The sequence below is a fragment of the Lentzea roselyniae genome, assembly GCF_039537795.1.
Lineage (GTDB): Bacteria > Actinomycetota > Actinomycetes > Mycobacteriales > Pseudonocardiaceae > Lentzea > Lentzea atacamensis.
This window is the reverse complement of the sequence record NZ_BAABBE010000011.1, coordinates 129,771-144,616: the sequence shown is the minus strand read 5'-3', so window position 1 is coordinate 144,616 and position 14,846 is coordinate 129,771. Positions and strand designations below refer to the sequence as shown.

Below are 14,846 nucleotides of genomic sequence, written 5' to 3'. Positions count from 1 at the left end.
CGCGTCACACCGCATCCGCAAGAGGCCTTTCACCCCTTCGTGACCTGCGGGGATTGTTGATTCGCGCGGCGATTTCGCTCCGTCAACGCACCGCGCCTCGTCGTGCTCGAACGCCGGCGCGGGTCATCTCCCCGACCGCGGTCAGGCTTCGGTGTAGGGCAAGGGGACGACCAGGCACGGGCCGCCGCTGTAGAGGCCCGCGTCGATCGCCAGCACCTTGTCGTCGGCGTACACGAGCGGCCCGTCGATCTGGTCCGGCGGCACCCCGAGCTGGTCGGCGATGACGCTGTGCCCGTGCACGATCGTGCTACCGCCGAGGGTCCCGAGCAGCTCGTCCGCGATTTCGGGACCCTGCGGGCCGCGGAACGCGTAGCGCGTCGTCATCTTGCGCCAGCACTCCCACCAGTCGACGAGATCGTCGCCCTTGAGCACCTGGCGGACGGCTTCGTTGACCTCCTCGATCGAGGACCCCCATTCGAGGTAGGCCGCCGTGTCGGAGTGCATCAGCAGGTGGTCGTCGCGCAGCTTCAGCACCGGTCTGCTGGTGAGCCACTCGACGTGCTCGTCGGTCAACCGGTCCTGGTCGCTGCGCAGCCCGCCGTTGAGCAGCCAGCTCCGCGCGAACGACCGCGGCCCCGCGCTGTCGGGCACCTGCTCGTCGCCGAACCGGTGCATGCCGAGCAGCAGCACCTCGTGGTTGCCGATCAACGAGTTGACCACGCCACCCGCCTGCACGGCCTCCTCGCTCAGGCGCATGACCAGGTCGATCACGCCGACACCGTCAGGCCCGCGGTCCACGAAGTCGCCGAGGAACCACAGCTCGGCCTCACCGCCCGTCCAGTGCCCCTCCTCGTCGCACAGCTCGGCGACGTGCAGGGCTCTGGTCAGTTCGGCGAGGTGCCCGTGCACGTCGCCCACGACGTACATCGAGCGTCGATCCGTGTCCACGTCCGCGACGATAGGTGATTGACCCTCGCGCGTCAGTGGCCAGCCCAGTCACCGAACGGGTCCTGTGAGTGACCGACCAGCTCCGCGATCGACTTCAGCACCCGTGTGGGCCGGTACGGGTACATCTCGGCGTGCTCGGAGGTGAAGATCCCGGACAGCACGAGGATGGTGGAGAGCCCGGCTTCCAGGCCGGAGCGCACGTCGGTGTCCATCCGGTCACCGATCATGAGAGCGTTCTCGGAGTGCGAGCCCAGAGCGCGCAGGGCCGACCTCATCATCAACGGGTTCGGCTTGCCGACGTAATAGGGCTCACGGCCGGTGGCGCGCTCGATCAACGCCGCCACGGCGCCGGTCGCGGGCAGCGAGCCCTCGCGGGACGGGCCCGTCGCGTCCGGGTTGGTCGCGATGAACTTCGCGCCCTCCTCGACCAGGCGGATGGCCTTGGTGATCGCGGTGAAGCTGTAGGTGCGGGTCTCGCCGAGCACCACGTAGTCCGGGTCGCGGTCGGTCAGCACGTAGCCGATCTCGTGCAGCGCTGTGGTGAGGCCGGCCTCGCCGATCACGAACGCCGAGCCGTTGGGGCGTTGCGAGTCGAGGAACTTGGCCGTGGCCAGGGCGGACGTCCAGATGGACTTCTCCGGGATGTCCAGGCCCGTGCGCTGCAACCGCGCGCGCAGGTCTCGTGGCGTGTAGATGGAGTTGTTGGTGAGCACGAGGAACGGGGTGTCTGAAGCGCGCAGCTCCGCGACGAACTCGTCAGCGCCGGGGATCAGGTGCTCTTCGTGAACCAGAACACCGTCCATGTCCATCAAGTAGTGCCACATGGCCTAAGTATTGATCACGGCCTTGCGGAACGTCTCGATCTGAAGCTGGAGATAACGCTCGATAACTTCGATCTCGTCGGGGTCGAAGCGGCTCAGGACCTGGACGAGGCTCTGCTGCGCCTTCTCGAAGAGGTGCGCGAACTTGGCCAGGTCACCTGCTGTGACCTCGACGAGCACCTTGCGGCGGTCGTGCGGATCGCGGACCCGGCGGACGAATCCGGCACGTTCCAGGCGGTCGATCACGCCGGTGACGGCGCCGGTGGAGAGGCCGGAGAGCTCGGCGATGCGTCCCGCGGTGAGCGGCCCGTCCGCCCGCATGGCGAGATCGAGGCACTTCTCGTCGGTCGCGGACAGACCCATCTGCTCGGCGACCTTCGTGTGGAACATGATCGTGAGCGCGCTCTGCTCCCGCATGTACCAGGTGAACCTCTCCAGCACCTCAGGTTCCATGTTGAACATCTTAGCCGCTAAGACAATTCCTTGTGACAGTGCTCCAAACGGGCGGAACGTGAGAAACCTCGTTCTTGGAGTCACCTACAAGGGGTTGTTCATTAAGCTAAATAAGGTGACAGCAGTGGAGTTGGGACTACCCGTCGTGCGCAGTACGCCGGACGCGTCCGCACGACCGGACACGCCACTGCTCGTGGACAGGTTCGGGCGGGTCGGGAAGGACCTCCGGGTGAGCCTCACCGACCGCTGCAACCTGCGCTGCACCTACTGCATGCCGGCTGAGGGCCTCGACTGGCTGAAGAAGGACGAGCTGCTCACCGACGACGAGCTCATCCGGCTCATGCGAATCGCGGTGGTCGACCTGGGCATCACGGACATCCGCTTCACCGGCGGCGAGCCGTTGCTGCGGCGCGGCCTGGAGCAGGTCATCGCCGCGACGGCCGGGCTGGAGCCCCGCCCGCGCATGTCGATGACCTCGAACGGCATCGGCCTCGCCCGGCGCGCCCAGTCGCTGAAGGACTCCGGCCTGAACCGGATCAACATCTCGCTCGACACCCTCGACCCCGACCGCTTCGCCACCCTGACCAGGCGCGACCGCATCACCGACGTGCTGGACGGCCTCGACGCCGCCCGTGCGGCCGGGCTGGAGCCGGTGAAGGTCAACTCCGTGCTGATGCGCGGCGTGAACGAGGACGAGGCCGTCCCGCTGCTGCGGTTCTGCGTCGAGAACGGCTACCAGCTGCGGTTCATCGAGCAGATGCCGCTGGACGCGCAGCACGGCTGGACCCGCACGGACATGGTCACGGCCGACGAGATCCTCACGATGCTGTCGACCGCCTACACGTTGACGCCTGAAGAGACCCCGCGCGGTGGTGCCCCCGCCGAGCGCTGGCTGGTCGACGGCGGCCCCTCGGTGGTCGGCGTGATCGCGTCGGTGACGAGGCCGTTCTGCGCCGCCTGCGACCGCACCCGGCTCACCTCGGACGGCCAGATCCGCAACTGCCTGTTCAGCCAGGGCGAGACCGATCTGCGCGCGCTGCTGCGCGACGGCTCCCCCGACTCCGCGATCGCCGACGCCTGGCGTGCCAACATGTGGGCCAAGGCGGCCGGTCACGGCATCAACGACGCGGGCTTCTCCCAGCCCGACCGGCCCATGAGCGCCATCGGAGGATGACAGGTGACCTCGGTGAAGATCCGCTACTTCGCGGGCGCACGCGCTGCGGCCGGGGTTGCCGACGAGGATCTCGTGCTCGACACCTCCGACCCCACCGTGGCTCTCGTCGTGAGCACCATCGGTGAACGGCACGGCGACCAGCTCGGCAAGGTGCTGGCCGCGTCCAGCTTCCTGCTCGACGGCGTCGCGGTGCGGGACACGTCGACGCGCGTGCCCGCCGGTGCTCAGCTGGACGTGCTGCCGCCGTTCGCGGGCGGCTGACGCAGCCTTTCCACCCAGACTCGCCGCCCGGTTTCGCCTGCCAGCCCCAGCGCACGGAGCCGGTGTCGTTCCGCTTCCTCCACGGAGCCCATCGCCAGGTGGATCTCCGCGAGTTCGGCCACGACCTGCACCTGACGGACTCGCAGCCCGCCGCGTTCGGCGATCTCGTCCGCCTCCGTGGCGCACAGGAGTGCCTGCCGCAGGTTCCCCAGTGCGCGGTGGTCGGCCGCCAAACCGGTGAGCGACTGGACCTCGCCGCGCGCGAACGCCGCGTTCCGACAGATCGCCAGCGCCCGTTCGTGCTGCTCGACGGCCTCGTCGAGCCGCTGGAGCCGCCGCAGCACCGCGCCGAGAGTGGCTCGGGCGTCCACCTCGGCCATGTCCTTCTCGGAACCGGTCGCGACGTCGACAGCACGTCGGCAGATGACCTCGGCTTCGATTGTCCGGTCCTGTTCGAACAGGAGAAAGGCACGCGCGTCGAGGACACGGGACTCGAACGTCGGACCGAGCTCAGGTGCCACCAGCGGCTCCACCTCGTCGAGGCACCTCGCCACCTCGTCGAAGTCGCCGATGAAGAGGTGTGCGATGGCGAGACCGTGCAGGCAGAACGCCTTGCCGGCAGTCAGATTCCGCTCGACCGACGTCCGCAGCGCCTCCTCGCAGTAGGACACCGCCTCATCCAACGGACCGAGATCGGTCAGGACGCAACTCAGGTTGAACAGGGTGGTCGGCTTCCGGGTGATGGCCAGCGCCTCGTGCATCGCGCCGGCCGCTTCGGCCAGGTTGCCGAGTTCCCAGTGGATGATCCCCAGGTTGCCGACGTACGACGCCAACGGGCCGAGGTCGTCGCTCTGCCGGGCGAGCGCCACCGCCCGCTCGTAGGCGGGCAGCGCATCGAGGAACCGGCCGGACCGCCAGTGCGCAAGTCCGAGCGAGCCGTGCATGTTCGCCTCGGCGCCCACGTCACCTAGGCGCTGTGCGGCCCGCAGCCCTTCACGGGCGGTCATGCTCCAGTCGACCACGTTCGCGGCGTGGTAGAGGAAGTACGCGCGCATCGCGTCGGCCAGCTGCCAGGTGATCGGCCGGTCGCCCGCCGCGAGCACGGCGGCCACGAGGTTGGCACGTTCCGTGTCGAGCCATGCGAGTGCACGCGACATGTCACTCACGCCGTGCGAGGGCAGCCCGGCAGAGACCTCCGGCAGTCCCAGCCTGTGCAGTTCCGGATTCAGCATCCGGCCGGCCGCGTGGGCATTGATCAAGTAGTACTCGTACAGCCGGACGGGTGCGGGCGCACCGAGCTGGAGGGCGTAGACCCGCAACAGGTCGTGCAGGCTGTACCTGTCGCCGGAGTGTTGCACGAGGTTGGCGGTGACGAGCTGATCGAGCGGAAGGGCCGCGTCCTCGCCGAGCAGCGCCGTTGCGCCGTCGATCGAGAAGTCCGGGCCGGGCACCTGTCCGAGCAGCCGGAACAAACGCTGGGAACGTTCGGGCTGAGCCTGGTAGGACACCTCGAACGTGGCACGGACGGCAGCGTCGCCCTCGATCTCCAGCGCGTCCAGCCTGCCCTCACCCCGCAGATCGGCCAGGTAGTCGCTGATGTGCCGGTCGACCAGGTGCGCCGCGGCGATGCGCAGGGCGAGCGGAAGGTTGCCGCACAACCGGATCAGCTCGGAGCGCTCGTGGTGCCCGCCACGGACACGCATGTTGTCGAGCAACGCGTGGGCCTCGTCGTCGTCGAAGACGCCGAGCCTGACCTGGAAGTGCTCCGGCAGGTCGATGCGGCTGGTGACGATCAGCACAGACCTGTCACCGGCCGGCCGCAGCGGGCAGATCTGGTCCCGACCGGCGTTGTCGATCACCACGAGCACTGCGCGATCCGCCGTCATCTGCTCGTACAGTGCGATTTGCGCATCGAGGCCGACCGGAATCTGCTCGGCGCCGAGCGCGCGCAGGAATCGCGACAGCGCCTGCTCCGCCGTCACAGGTTCACCTTCCGAGAACGCGCGAAGGTTCACGTACAACTGACCGTCCGCGAACCGGTCACTCATCCGTTGCGCGAGATGGACGGCGAGCGACGTCTTTCCAACGCCGGGCGAACCGGTGATCGCGAGCACCCGCGCCGTGGACCCCAGTGCGACCCGGATGCCGTCGGCGCGACCGACGAAGTCGGGCAGGTCCGCGGGGAGCTGTCGCGGTCCTGGCTTGCGCGGCACCAGCCGATAGCCGTACGGCTCGGTGACGACCTGATCGGTGACGCGCAGGCGCTGCACGAGTTTCCGCAACGCCGCCTTCGGGTTCGCGGGCTTCCCGGCGCCCCAGATCGAGTCGATCAATTCGTCGAACGGCACGGGCTGGCCCGGCCTGGCCGCCAACGCCTTCCGGAGCGCTTCGATCCTCATGTGTCCATCGTGTCGCCCCCGATCGCGGCGTGTCTCCGATCGGCCGAACAGGCGTGAGCCACGCCTCACTTTCCGTAATAGATCTCGGCCGATCTCAGGATGGAAACGAACCGATAACGACACCTTTGAGCTGCTGTTTTGTAGCCTCAGAACAACGTTCCAAAACGTTACTGTGATGCGCATCACAGCCTGATACGTTTGGTGGGCTGCCGTCGGTTACGTACCGTCGCTCCTCGGCTGGCCCCGACCAGCCACGAGCAAGACCGGAGGACCAGCACCGAACCCAGTCCGAGGGTTCTCCGGAACAACCCCGAGCGAGAGAAACCGCCGGACTGGGACGCAGGGACGCACCGGGCCCCGAACCCGAGTCCCTGACCGCAGGTGCGGTGGACCGAGAGGCACATGGCTTTCAACCGAGGCAAGCAGGGCAAGCAGGGTTCCGCCGCTCGCACTATCGCCAAGGTCGCGGCTGTCGGCATCATCGCCGGCGCCCCTCTGGGCCTGGCCGTTGGCACCGCCAACGCCGCCCCTGTCGACTGGGACGCACTCGCGCAGTGCGAGGCCAGCGGCAACTGGGCCGCCAACACCGGTAACGGTTACTACGGCGGCCTGCAGTTCAATCCGCAGACGTGGAGGGCCTACGGCGGCCAGGGCAACCCCGCCAACGCCTCCCGCGAGCAGCAGATCGCCGTCGCCGAGCGGGTCGCTGCCGGCCAGGGCGTCCAGAACGCGTGGCCGTCGTGCAGCAAGCGCATCGGCGCCTACGTGGGCAAGAAGACCGCCCCGGCCCCGAAGCAGGCCCAGCCGCAGCGCAAGGCGCAGCCGCAGCAGCGCCAGGCCGCTCCGGTGCAGCAGGCTCCGGTCGTCGTTGTCGAGGGTTCGAAGAGCAACCCGAACGGCAACTACGAGATCAAGGTCGGCGACACTCTGTCGAAGATCGCCGAGGCCAACAAGGTCGCCGGCGGCTACCAGGCCATCGTGGAGAAGAACAAGGGCTTCATCACGAACCCGGACCTGATCTTCCCGGGCCACAAGATCCTGATCTGAGCAGGACGTCTGGCCGTTCGAATCGGCAGTCCCGTTGACGCGGACTGATGCAGGACCAGGGATCTCACCGTTACCCCCCGGCGGTGAGGTCCCTGCCTGCGTTTCAGGGGCAGTTGACCCACTCGTCGTTGCCGTCGGAGAAGACCTGCCGCTTCCACACCGGCAGCCGGGCCTTGACCTCGTCCACGAGGTCGGCGCACAGCGAGAACGCCTCCTTGCGGTGCTCGGCCGCCACCGCGCAGGCCAGCGCCACGTCACCGATCTTCAACGGCCCGACCCGGTGCGACACGGCGATCCCGTGCACGCCGGCGTAGCGGTCGGCCAGCGAGGCGACGACCTCGGCCACGACGTCGCCTGCCGACGGGTGCGAGTGGTACTCGAGCTCCAGCACCGAGCGGCCGCCGTCGTGGTCGCGCACGACGCCGGAGAACGTCACCACCGCGCCGGCGCGGTCGGAACCGACCAGGGCGGCGTGTTCCTCTACCGACAAGGGCTCCTCGGTCACGACAGCCCGCAGCACGACACCCATCAGTGGTCACCTCCGCGCAGTTGGTCGAGCGCATGCTCCACGACGTTGCCGAGCACGTCCAGCCCGTCCCGCACCCCGCCGGTCGAACCAGGCAGGTTCACGATCAACGTCCGGCCCGCCACGCCGGCCACGCCGCGCGACAGCACCGAACCCGGCACGCGCGGCCAGCCGGACATCCTGATCGCGTCGGCGATGCCGGGCACCTCGTAGTCCAGCACGGCACGGGTGGCCTCCGGCGTGCGGTCGGTCGGGTTGATGCCGGTCCCGCCGGTGGTCAGGACGAGGTCGGCGCCGCCGGACACCGCCTCGGTGAGCGCCTGCTGGACCGGGTCGCCGTCAGGCACCACGACCGGTGAGGCGACCGAGAAACCGCGCGCGGACAGCCACTCGACGATCAGCGGGCCGCTGCGGTCGGCGTACACGCCCGCGGCGGCGCGGTTCGAGGCGGTGATCACCACTGCCTTCACGGGCGCTCCCACAGGCCTGACTTGCCGCCTTCCTTGCGTTCGACCCGGACGGCGTCCAGGGAGGCGGCCGGGTCGACGGACTTCACCATGTCGTGCAGGGTGAGGCCGGCCACCGAGACGGCGGTCAGGGCTTCCATCTCCACGCCCGTGCGGTCGGTGGTGCGGACCGTGGCTGTGATCAACACGGAGGTGTCGGCCAGAGCCAGGTCCACGACCACCGACGACAGGGCGATCGGGTGGCACAGGGGGACCAGTTCCCAGGTGCGCTTCGCGGCCATGATGCCCGCGATCCTGGCGGTGGCGAGGGCGTCGCCCTTGGGCAGGCCGTCGGTGCCGAGCAGCGCAACCACCTCGGCGGTCGTGCGCAGGATCCCGGTGGCCACGGCCGTTCGGGTGGTCTGCTCCTTGCCCGAGACGTCGACCATGCGGGCCGCGCCGTGGGAGTCCAGGTGGGTGAACTGCTTGGTCATACCGCGATCGTATGCCTGGCCCCGCGCAACAGCCCGTGCCAACTCCCTACGAGGTCGCGGCCTTGCGGACGGCTTCGGCGACGGCGGGGGCCACCGTGTTGTCGAAGACCGACGGGACGATGAACGACGCGTTGAGGCGGTCGCCGTCCACCACGTCGGCGATGGCCTGCGCGGCGGCCAGGAGCATCGCGTCGGTGATGGTCCTGGCGTGGGCGTCCAGCAGGCCGCGGAACACGCCGGGGAACGCCAGCACGTTGTTGATCTGGTTCGGGAAGTCCGAGCGGCCCGTCGCCACGACGGCGGCGTGCTGCTGGGCCTCCATCGGGTCGATCTCCGGGTCCGGGTTGGCCAGTGCGAAGACGATGGCGTCCTTGGCCATGGTCGCGACCTGGTCGGCACCGAAGAGGTTCGGGGCCGAGACACCGATGAACACGTCCGAACCGACCAGCGCGTCGTGCAGACGGCCGGACAGGTTCTCCTTGTTCGTGGAGGCCGCGATGGACTTCAGGTTCGAGTCCAGGCCGGGACGGTCGCGGTGCACGATGCCGTCGACGTCCACCGCGATGATGTCGCCCGGCTCCTGGGCCTGCAGCAGGCGGATGATCGCGGAACCGGCGGCACCGACGCCGCAGACCGTGATGCGGCAGTTCTTGATGTCCTTGCCGACGACGCGCAGAGCGTTGCGCAGAGCCGCGACCACGACGATCGCGGTGCCGTGCTGGTCGTCGTGGAAGACCGGGATGTCGAGCTTCTCGCGCAGGCGGGCCTCGATCTCGAAGCAGCGCGGCGCGGAGATGTCCTCGAGGTTGATGCCGCCGTACACGGGAGCGATGAGCTCGACCGCGCGGATGATCTCCTCGGTGTCCTGGGTGTCCAGGCAGACCGGCCAGGCGTCGACGCCGGCGAACTTCTTGAACAGGGCCGCCTTGCCCTCCATCACCGGCAGAGCGGCGGCGGGGCCGAGGTTGCCCAGGCCCAGCACGGCCGAACCGTCGGTGACGACGGCGACGGTGTTGCGCTTGATCGTCAGGCGGCGCGCGTCGTCCGGGTTCTTGGCGATCGCCTCACACACACGAGCCACACCCGGCGTGTACGCGCGGGAGAGGTCGTCGCGGTTCCTCAGCGGCACCTTCGACGAGATCTCGATCTTGCCACCGAGGTGCACGAGGAACGTGCGGTCCGACACCTTGCGGACGACGATGCCGGGCAGCGTCTCCAGCGTGTCGGTGATGTCCTTCGCGTGGTTCGCGGAGAGGGCGTTGCAGGTGAGGTCGATGACGACGCGGTCGTTGTGCGACTCCACGACGTCGAACGCCGTGATCACCCCGCCCGCGCGGCCGACGGCCGTCGTGAGGTCACCCGCGGCGCTCGCTGACGGCGGCGCCTCCAGGCGAACGGTGATCGAGTAACCAGGGCCGGGGACCGGCATCGCATCCTCCCACGAAGTGCAGCTCAAGCGGGAAGCGAGCCTATCCCCGGCCCCATTGCGGTACTCACGCGACTCGACAGAGTTAAGACCGCTCTGACAGTCCGCGGATCAGGACTTGTTGATCTCGGTCACCGGGTGGGTGTAGCCGAGGTCCTCCACCGGCAGCGGGAACGTCACCGTGCCGAACGGGGAGAGCGCACCCTGCACGTCGCTGGTCAGTTCGGTGACGGGGTGGCCGCCGTCGGGCCCTTCCGGCCAGTGCGGGTCGACCCGTCCAGGGCGTCCTTTCGCCACGTTCTCCTCCTCGGTGGTACCAGTGACGCGCACAAGTGTGACAGAGCACGATCGCAGCTCAACCGACCCATATACCGTGGTGAGAATGTCCGGCATCACTCTCGCCGACTGGCTGCGCGCTCAGGACGACGCCGCTCTGGTGGCACTGCTGCGCGCGCGTCCTGACCTGGCAACGCCCCCACCTGCCGATATGTCCGTGCTCGCGACACGGGTCGGCACCAGGGCGTCGATCGCGCGTGCCTGCGAGGACCTCGACACGTTCACGCTCGCCGTGCTCGAAGGCCTGGTGGTGCAGGGCGCGGACACCGAGCCCGTGGCGTTGGCCACACTCGCCGGGCTGCTCGGGCCGGACGTGAAGCCCAAGCCGCTCAAGCAGGCCGTGGCCAAGCTGAAGTCCCTCGCGCTCGTGTGGGGCGAGGACGACGGTTTGTCGGTCCCTCCGGTCACGCGGGAGGCGTTCGGCACGTATCCCGGCGGCCTGGGCCGGGCGACCGGGCGGACGTACGACATCCAGGGCATCACCGAGGGCGAGCAGCGGGTCCTGCAGAAGCTCGCCGCCGGGCCGCCCATCGGCGACACCAAGGACGCCTCACGCGTCGTGCCGCTGGAGAAGGCGGAGACGCCCGTGCAACGGCTCCTCGCACGCAACCTGCTGCTGCGACGCGATCCTGGCACCGTTGAGCTGCCACGAGAGATCGCGCTGCAACTGCGCGGTGAACGCCCACTCGGCCCGATCCAGGTCACCGAGCCGAAGCCGAAGACGAGCACCCTCCAGCAGACCGGCATCGACGCGACGGGCGGCGGCGAGGCGCTCGAGCTCGTCCGGCACGTGGAGAACCTGATCGCGGGCTGGTCGGCCGAGCCGCCACCCGTGCTGCGGACCGGCGGGCTGGGCGTGCGCGAGCTCCGCAAGGTCGCCAAGGACCTCGACGTCGACGAACGCCGTGCCGCCCTGCTGATCGAGCTGGTGGTCGGCGCCGACCTGGCCGCGAACACCGAGGCCGCCGAACCGGAGTGGGTGCCGACGACCAAGGCCGACGTGTGGCTCGCCGCGACCGCCGAGGTCCGCTGGGCCACCATCGCGCACGCCTGGCTGGAGCTGCCGAGGCTGCCGGCGCTGGTCGGCCGCCGCGACGAGAAGGACAGGCTCTTCACGCCGCTCGCGGACGAGATCCGCCGCGTCCAGGCGCCCCGCGACCGCCGGTGGGTCCTCGAGACGCTCGCCGCGTTCCCCAAGGGCACGGCCGTCACGGACCCGGCCGACCTCGCCGCGTTGCTCGGCTGGCGGGCCCCGCGCCGCGGCGGGCGGCAGCGCGACGAGCTGGTGCGCTGGACCGTCGAGGAAGGCACCGCGGTCGGTGTGCTCGCCCTCGGCGCAATCACCAGCGCGGGCCGCGTGCTGCTCGACGAGGGCCCCGGCCACGCGGCCAAGTCGCTCGGGGACGCGTTGCCGGCGCCGCTCGACCACGTGCTGGTGCAGGCCGACCTCACCGTCATCGCGCCCGGCAGGCTCGAACCCGAGCTCGCGGACGAGATGGCACTCGTCGCGGACGTCGAGTCGGCTGGCAGCGCGACGGTCTACCGGATCAGCGAGACCACGGTCCGCCGTGCGCTCGACTCCGGACGCACCGCCGACGAGCTGCACGAACTCTTCAAGATCCGCTCGCGCACTCCCGTACCGCAGTCGTTGACCTACCTGATCGACGACGCCGCGCGGCGCCACGGGCGGCTGCGCGGCGGTTCCGCCGGCTCGTTCCTGCGGTGCGACGACTCCGTCCTGATCAGCGAGGTCCTCGCGCACCCGGAAGCCACACGGCTGGAACTGCGCCGGATCGCACCGACCGTGCTGGTCAGCCCGTTGCCGCTGGCCGACGTGCTGGACGGGCTGCGCTCCGCCGGGTTCGCCCCGGCGGCGGAGGGACCAGACGGCCAGGTCCTCGACCTGCGGCCAGGCGGACGCAGGACCACGCCGCGGCAGCGGTCAGCGCGCAAAGTCGTGTCACCCACCGTGCCCGCCGACGAGCGGTTGGGGGAACTCGTCCGGCTGGTGCGGGCGGGTGATCGTGCCGCCGCGACACCACGGGGTGAACGGGTGGCGGTCCCAGGGCACCTCGGCGCCGGGCCGTCCGCCACCCTGTCGTTGCTCCAGCAGGCAGCACGGGCGCAACGGAGAGTGCTCGTCGGGTTCGTCGACTCCCACGGCACGGCCGCACAGCGCGTCATCGAGCCGCACGTGGTCGGCGGAGGCGTCCTCGAGGGCTACGACCACAGCTACGGAGAGGTGCTCAGGTTCCCGCTTCATCGCGTCACATCCGCAGCATTGGTGGACGAGGACTGACGGTCGGTCATCCCCGGACGAACCGCACGTCCACCCTTGCGTGTGCCCGCCGCGACCTAGCGTCGAGTGGCGTGAGCGTTTCACGACGCTCCGTCGACGAAGGAGGAGCAGCGCAAATGGCCATCACACGGTGGGCGCGCAGAGCGGTCCTCACCGCAACGGCGTTGGCGTTCACCTTGCCGTTCTCAACAGGAACAGCACAGGCCGACCCGATCATCGAGGCCCTCGGGGACAACAACGTCAACGTGGCCGTTGGTGCCTACAACAACAACGTGAACTCGATCCCGGTCAGCCTGGGTGCGGGCGTGAGCCTCAACACCGGCAGCGGTATCCCCCTCGGCACCAACGAGGGCATCCAGCTCGCGCTGGACATCGCCCACGCGCCGGTCTGGGCTGATGCGGGGGTCGACGTTCCGTTCACGAACATCGCGGCGGCGGTCGACGCACCGGCAGTGGCCGTCGCAGCGCCGCAGGCCGAGGTGGCAGCACCTCCGGCGCCCGAGGCGGCACCGGCGTTCGAATCCGCCGTCACGATCACCGACGACACGGTCCTGGCGGACGACACGGCCACAGCGGCCGACCAGCCCAAGGGTGACGAGGAAGAGGACAGCCCCGAGGAAGTCGAACTGTCGGGCTGACCCAACATCACCGCGCTGGGAATCCTCAGCGTCTGCCTGTTGCCGAACCTGGTCCAGCTGCACATCTGATCCGAAGCTGACGCCGTGATGCCGGAGGAGGCCACGACGACAACACTCGACACCTGATCAGACCGCAACGACGAGGCGAGCGCCGCACCCGAAGGTGGCGCTCGCCTCGTCGTTCACGTCTCTGCAGTTGTCCCGGTGAGGGAGATCAGCCGGCGCGGACGGACATCCACTGGCGCATGGCGTGCTCGACCAGTGTGATGAGCGTCTGCTTCGTCGACTGCCGGTTGCGCGCGTCGCACGTCACGATCGGCACGGACTCGTCGATCGTCAACGCCTCACGCACGTCCTCCAGCCTGTGGTGGAGGAGGCCGTCGAAGCAGTTGACGCCGACGACGTACGGCAGCTGCCGGTCGTCGAAGAAGTCGATCGAGGCGAACGCGTCGGCCAGGCGGCGGGTGTCGACCAGCACGATGGCGCCGATGGCACCACGCACGAGGTCGTCCCACATGAACCAGAACCGGTGCTGACCCGGTGTACCGAAGAGGTACAGGATCAGGTCGCTGTCGAGCGACACGCGGCCGAAGTCCATCGCGACCGTCGTGGTGACCTTGTTCGGCGTGGCGGAGAGGTCGTCCACCCCCGCGCTGGCCTCGGTCATCACCGCCTCGGTGGTCAACGGGACGATCTCGGACACCGAGCCGACGAACGTCGTCTTGCCCACACCGAAGCCACCCGCCACCACGATCTTGGCAGACGTCGTCGGCTTCCGTGCGCCCTCGGCGCCCTGGGGACTAGAGCCTGCGAAGCCCACTGAGCACCCTCTCCAGGAATTCCATGGAAGGCCGGTCCCCCACGACCAGACCGCCCTGGTGAATCAAAACCAATCCCATGCTTGCCATGTCGCCGATCAACACCCGCACGACGCCAAGAGGCAAGCGTAGGAGTGCCGCGACCTCGGCCACCGACCGCGTGTCCACACACAGCCCGCAGATCGACCTGTGCTCGGGAAGCACCGCGGCGTCCCGTTCGAGGCCACGCTCGCTGGTTGAGATCAACGCCTCGATCGCCAGGTCGTAGTCGGGTCGTGTGCGTCCACCGGTGCGCGTGTACGGCCGCACCAGTGAACCCGAGTCCGCAGAAGAAGTTTCCTCCGGACGCACAGCAGGCTGCGCGCCGGTGCTGTACACCGGCTGCGGCCCGGTGGTGTACGGCAGTTGCTCCGGCACCGCGTCCGGCATCTCGTGCTGGCCGAAGAGGTCCGCACCGGGGCCACCGAACAACCCGGTGCCGTACCCGCCGTCTATGTCGAACCGGTTCGGCACGTCGTCGTACGGATACGACGACGAGTCATCCACCTCACGCTGAGACATATCGCCTAGCCCTTGCCCTGTAACCCGCTCATCGTGGGGTGCGTCCTCGGCTTCCTCTGGTTCTTGGGGTATCGCATCAGGCTCGTCGAACTGGAACCCACCAGCGGCCCACTCCTGGTAGTTGAAGTTCCTACCGAAGCCTCGGCCTCTAGCGCCAGATCTTCCAGCCATCTCTTCTCACCCCTGAACTTCAAGTGAG

General features: G+C 68.9%; 16 protein-coding genes. 5 read left to right on the top strand and 11 right to left on the bottom strand.

The genetic code is table 11. The features are described from left to right. Positions 1-141 precede the first annotated feature (141 nt). The 3 genes from ABFX45_RS21245 to ABFX45_RS21235 are packed head-to-tail and all read right to left on the bottom strand — an operon-like array spanning position 142 to position 2,222. Positions 142-927, bottom strand: a complete 786-nt coding sequence (locus ABFX45_RS21245; protein WP_346131812.1) for a metallophosphoesterase — start codon at positions 925-927, stop codon at positions 142-144. 53 nt (positions 928-980) lie between these two features. Then, positions 981-1,772 carry an HAD-IIA family hydrolase gene (locus ABFX45_RS21240; RefSeq protein WP_233439175.1) on the bottom strand — a complete coding sequence of 264 codons (792 nt, stop codon included), beginning with the start codon at positions 1,770-1,772 and terminating at the stop codon, positions 981-983. Between the two features lie 3 nt (positions 1,773-1,775). Then, entirely contained in the window at positions 1,776-2,222 is a 447-nt protein-coding gene (locus ABFX45_RS21235) for a MarR family winged helix-turn-helix transcriptional regulator (protein WP_109631670.1), read from the bottom strand. Positions 2,223-2,337: 115 nt separating this feature from the next. Between ABFX45_RS21235 and moaA the strand changes: the two genes are divergently transcribed. Then, positions 2,338-3,396 (top strand): GTP 3',8-cyclase MoaA, encoded by a 1,059-nt coding sequence (gene moaA / locus ABFX45_RS21230; protein ID WP_428834177.1) that lies wholly within the window; start codon positions 2,338-2,340, stop codon positions 3,394-3,396. Positions 3,397-3,399: 3 nt separating this feature from the next. After that, a complete protein-coding gene (locus ABFX45_RS21225) occupies positions 3,400-3,657 on the top strand; it encodes a MoaD/ThiS family protein (RefSeq protein WP_112229004.1) in 258 nt (85 codons plus the stop codon). On the opposite strand, the gene ABFX45_RS21220 is transcribed toward ABFX45_RS21225, so the two are convergent. After that, positions 3,621-6,056: a tetratricopeptide repeat protein gene (locus tag ABFX45_RS21220; protein ID WP_346131759.1), complete on the bottom strand. Its 2,436-nt coding sequence runs from the start codon at positions 6,054-6,056 to the stop codon at positions 3,621-3,623. The two genes, ABFX45_RS21225 and ABFX45_RS21220, sit on opposite strands and share 37 nt — an antisense overlap. Positions 6,057-6,458: 402 nt before the next feature. On the opposite strand from ABFX45_RS21220, the gene ABFX45_RS21215 reads away from it, so the two are divergent. Beyond that, positions 6,459-7,103: a transglycosylase family protein gene (locus tag ABFX45_RS21215; RefSeq protein ID WP_109631664.1), complete on the top strand. Its 645-nt coding sequence runs from the start codon at positions 6,459-6,461 to the stop codon at positions 7,101-7,103. A 103-nt stretch (positions 7,104-7,206) separates the two neighbouring features. On the opposite strand, the gene ABFX45_RS21210 is transcribed toward ABFX45_RS21215, so the two are convergent. The 5 genes from ABFX45_RS21210 to ABFX45_RS21190 all read right to left on the bottom strand — a co-directional run bounded on the left by ABFX45_RS21210 (position 7,207) and on the right by ABFX45_RS21190 (position 10,292). Beyond that, positions 7,207-7,632, bottom strand: a complete 426-nt coding sequence (locus ABFX45_RS21210; RefSeq protein WP_112229007.1) for a molybdenum cofactor biosynthesis protein MoaE — start codon at positions 7,630-7,632, stop codon at positions 7,207-7,209. Then, positions 7,632-8,099 carry a MogA/MoaB family molybdenum cofactor biosynthesis protein gene (locus tag ABFX45_RS21205; RefSeq protein WP_233439174.1) on the bottom strand — a complete coding sequence of 156 codons (468 nt, stop codon included), beginning with the start codon at positions 8,097-8,099 and terminating at the stop codon, positions 7,632-7,634. The genes ABFX45_RS21210 and ABFX45_RS21205 overlap by 1 nt, the downstream gene beginning before the upstream one ends. Then, positions 8,096-8,569 (bottom strand): cyclic pyranopterin monophosphate synthase MoaC, encoded by a 474-nt coding sequence (gene moaC, locus ABFX45_RS21200; protein ID WP_346131758.1) that lies wholly within the window; start codon positions 8,567-8,569, stop codon positions 8,096-8,098. Before moaC ends, ABFX45_RS21205 begins: the two co-directional genes overlap by 4 nt. A gap of 46 nt (positions 8,570-8,615) precedes the next feature. Continuing rightward, positions 8,616-9,998 carry an NAD-dependent malic enzyme gene (locus ABFX45_RS21195; RefSeq protein ID WP_346131757.1) on the bottom strand — a complete coding sequence of 461 codons (1,383 nt, stop codon included), beginning with the start codon at positions 9,996-9,998 and terminating at the stop codon, positions 8,616-8,618. A 108-nt stretch (positions 9,999-10,106) separates the two neighbouring features. After that, a complete protein-coding gene (locus ABFX45_RS21190; RefSeq protein ID WP_109633120.1) occupies positions 10,107-10,292 on the bottom strand; it encodes a hypothetical protein in 186 nt (61 codons plus the stop codon). A gap of 85 nt (positions 10,293-10,377) precedes the next feature. On the opposite strand from ABFX45_RS21190, the gene ABFX45_RS21185 reads away from it, so the two are divergent. Then, positions 10,378-12,630: a helicase-associated domain-containing protein gene (locus ABFX45_RS21185; RefSeq protein WP_346131756.1), complete on the top strand. Its 2,253-nt coding sequence runs from the start codon at positions 10,378-10,380 to the stop codon at positions 12,628-12,630. A gap of 116 nt (positions 12,631-12,746) precedes the next feature. Next, positions 12,747-13,268, top strand: a complete 522-nt coding sequence (locus tag ABFX45_RS21180) for a hypothetical protein (protein ID WP_346131755.1) — start codon at positions 12,747-12,749, stop codon at positions 13,266-13,268. A 214-nt stretch (positions 13,269-13,482) separates the two neighbouring features. Here the strand turns inward: ABFX45_RS21180 and ABFX45_RS21175 are convergent, their stop codons facing one another. Both ABFX45_RS21175 and ABFX45_RS21170 read right to left on the bottom strand, forming a co-directional pair. Continuing rightward, on the bottom strand, positions 13,483-14,088 hold the full coding sequence (locus ABFX45_RS21175; RefSeq protein WP_030470877.1) for a GTP-binding protein: 606 nt from the start codon (positions 14,086-14,088) through the stop codon (positions 13,483-13,485). After that, positions 14,069-14,818 carry a DUF742 domain-containing protein gene (locus ABFX45_RS21170; protein WP_346131754.1) on the bottom strand — a complete coding sequence of 250 codons (750 nt, stop codon included), beginning with the start codon at positions 14,816-14,818 and terminating at the stop codon, positions 14,069-14,071. The genes ABFX45_RS21175 and ABFX45_RS21170 overlap by 20 nt, the downstream gene beginning before the upstream one ends. Between the last annotated feature and the right edge of the window lie 28 nt (positions 14,819-14,846).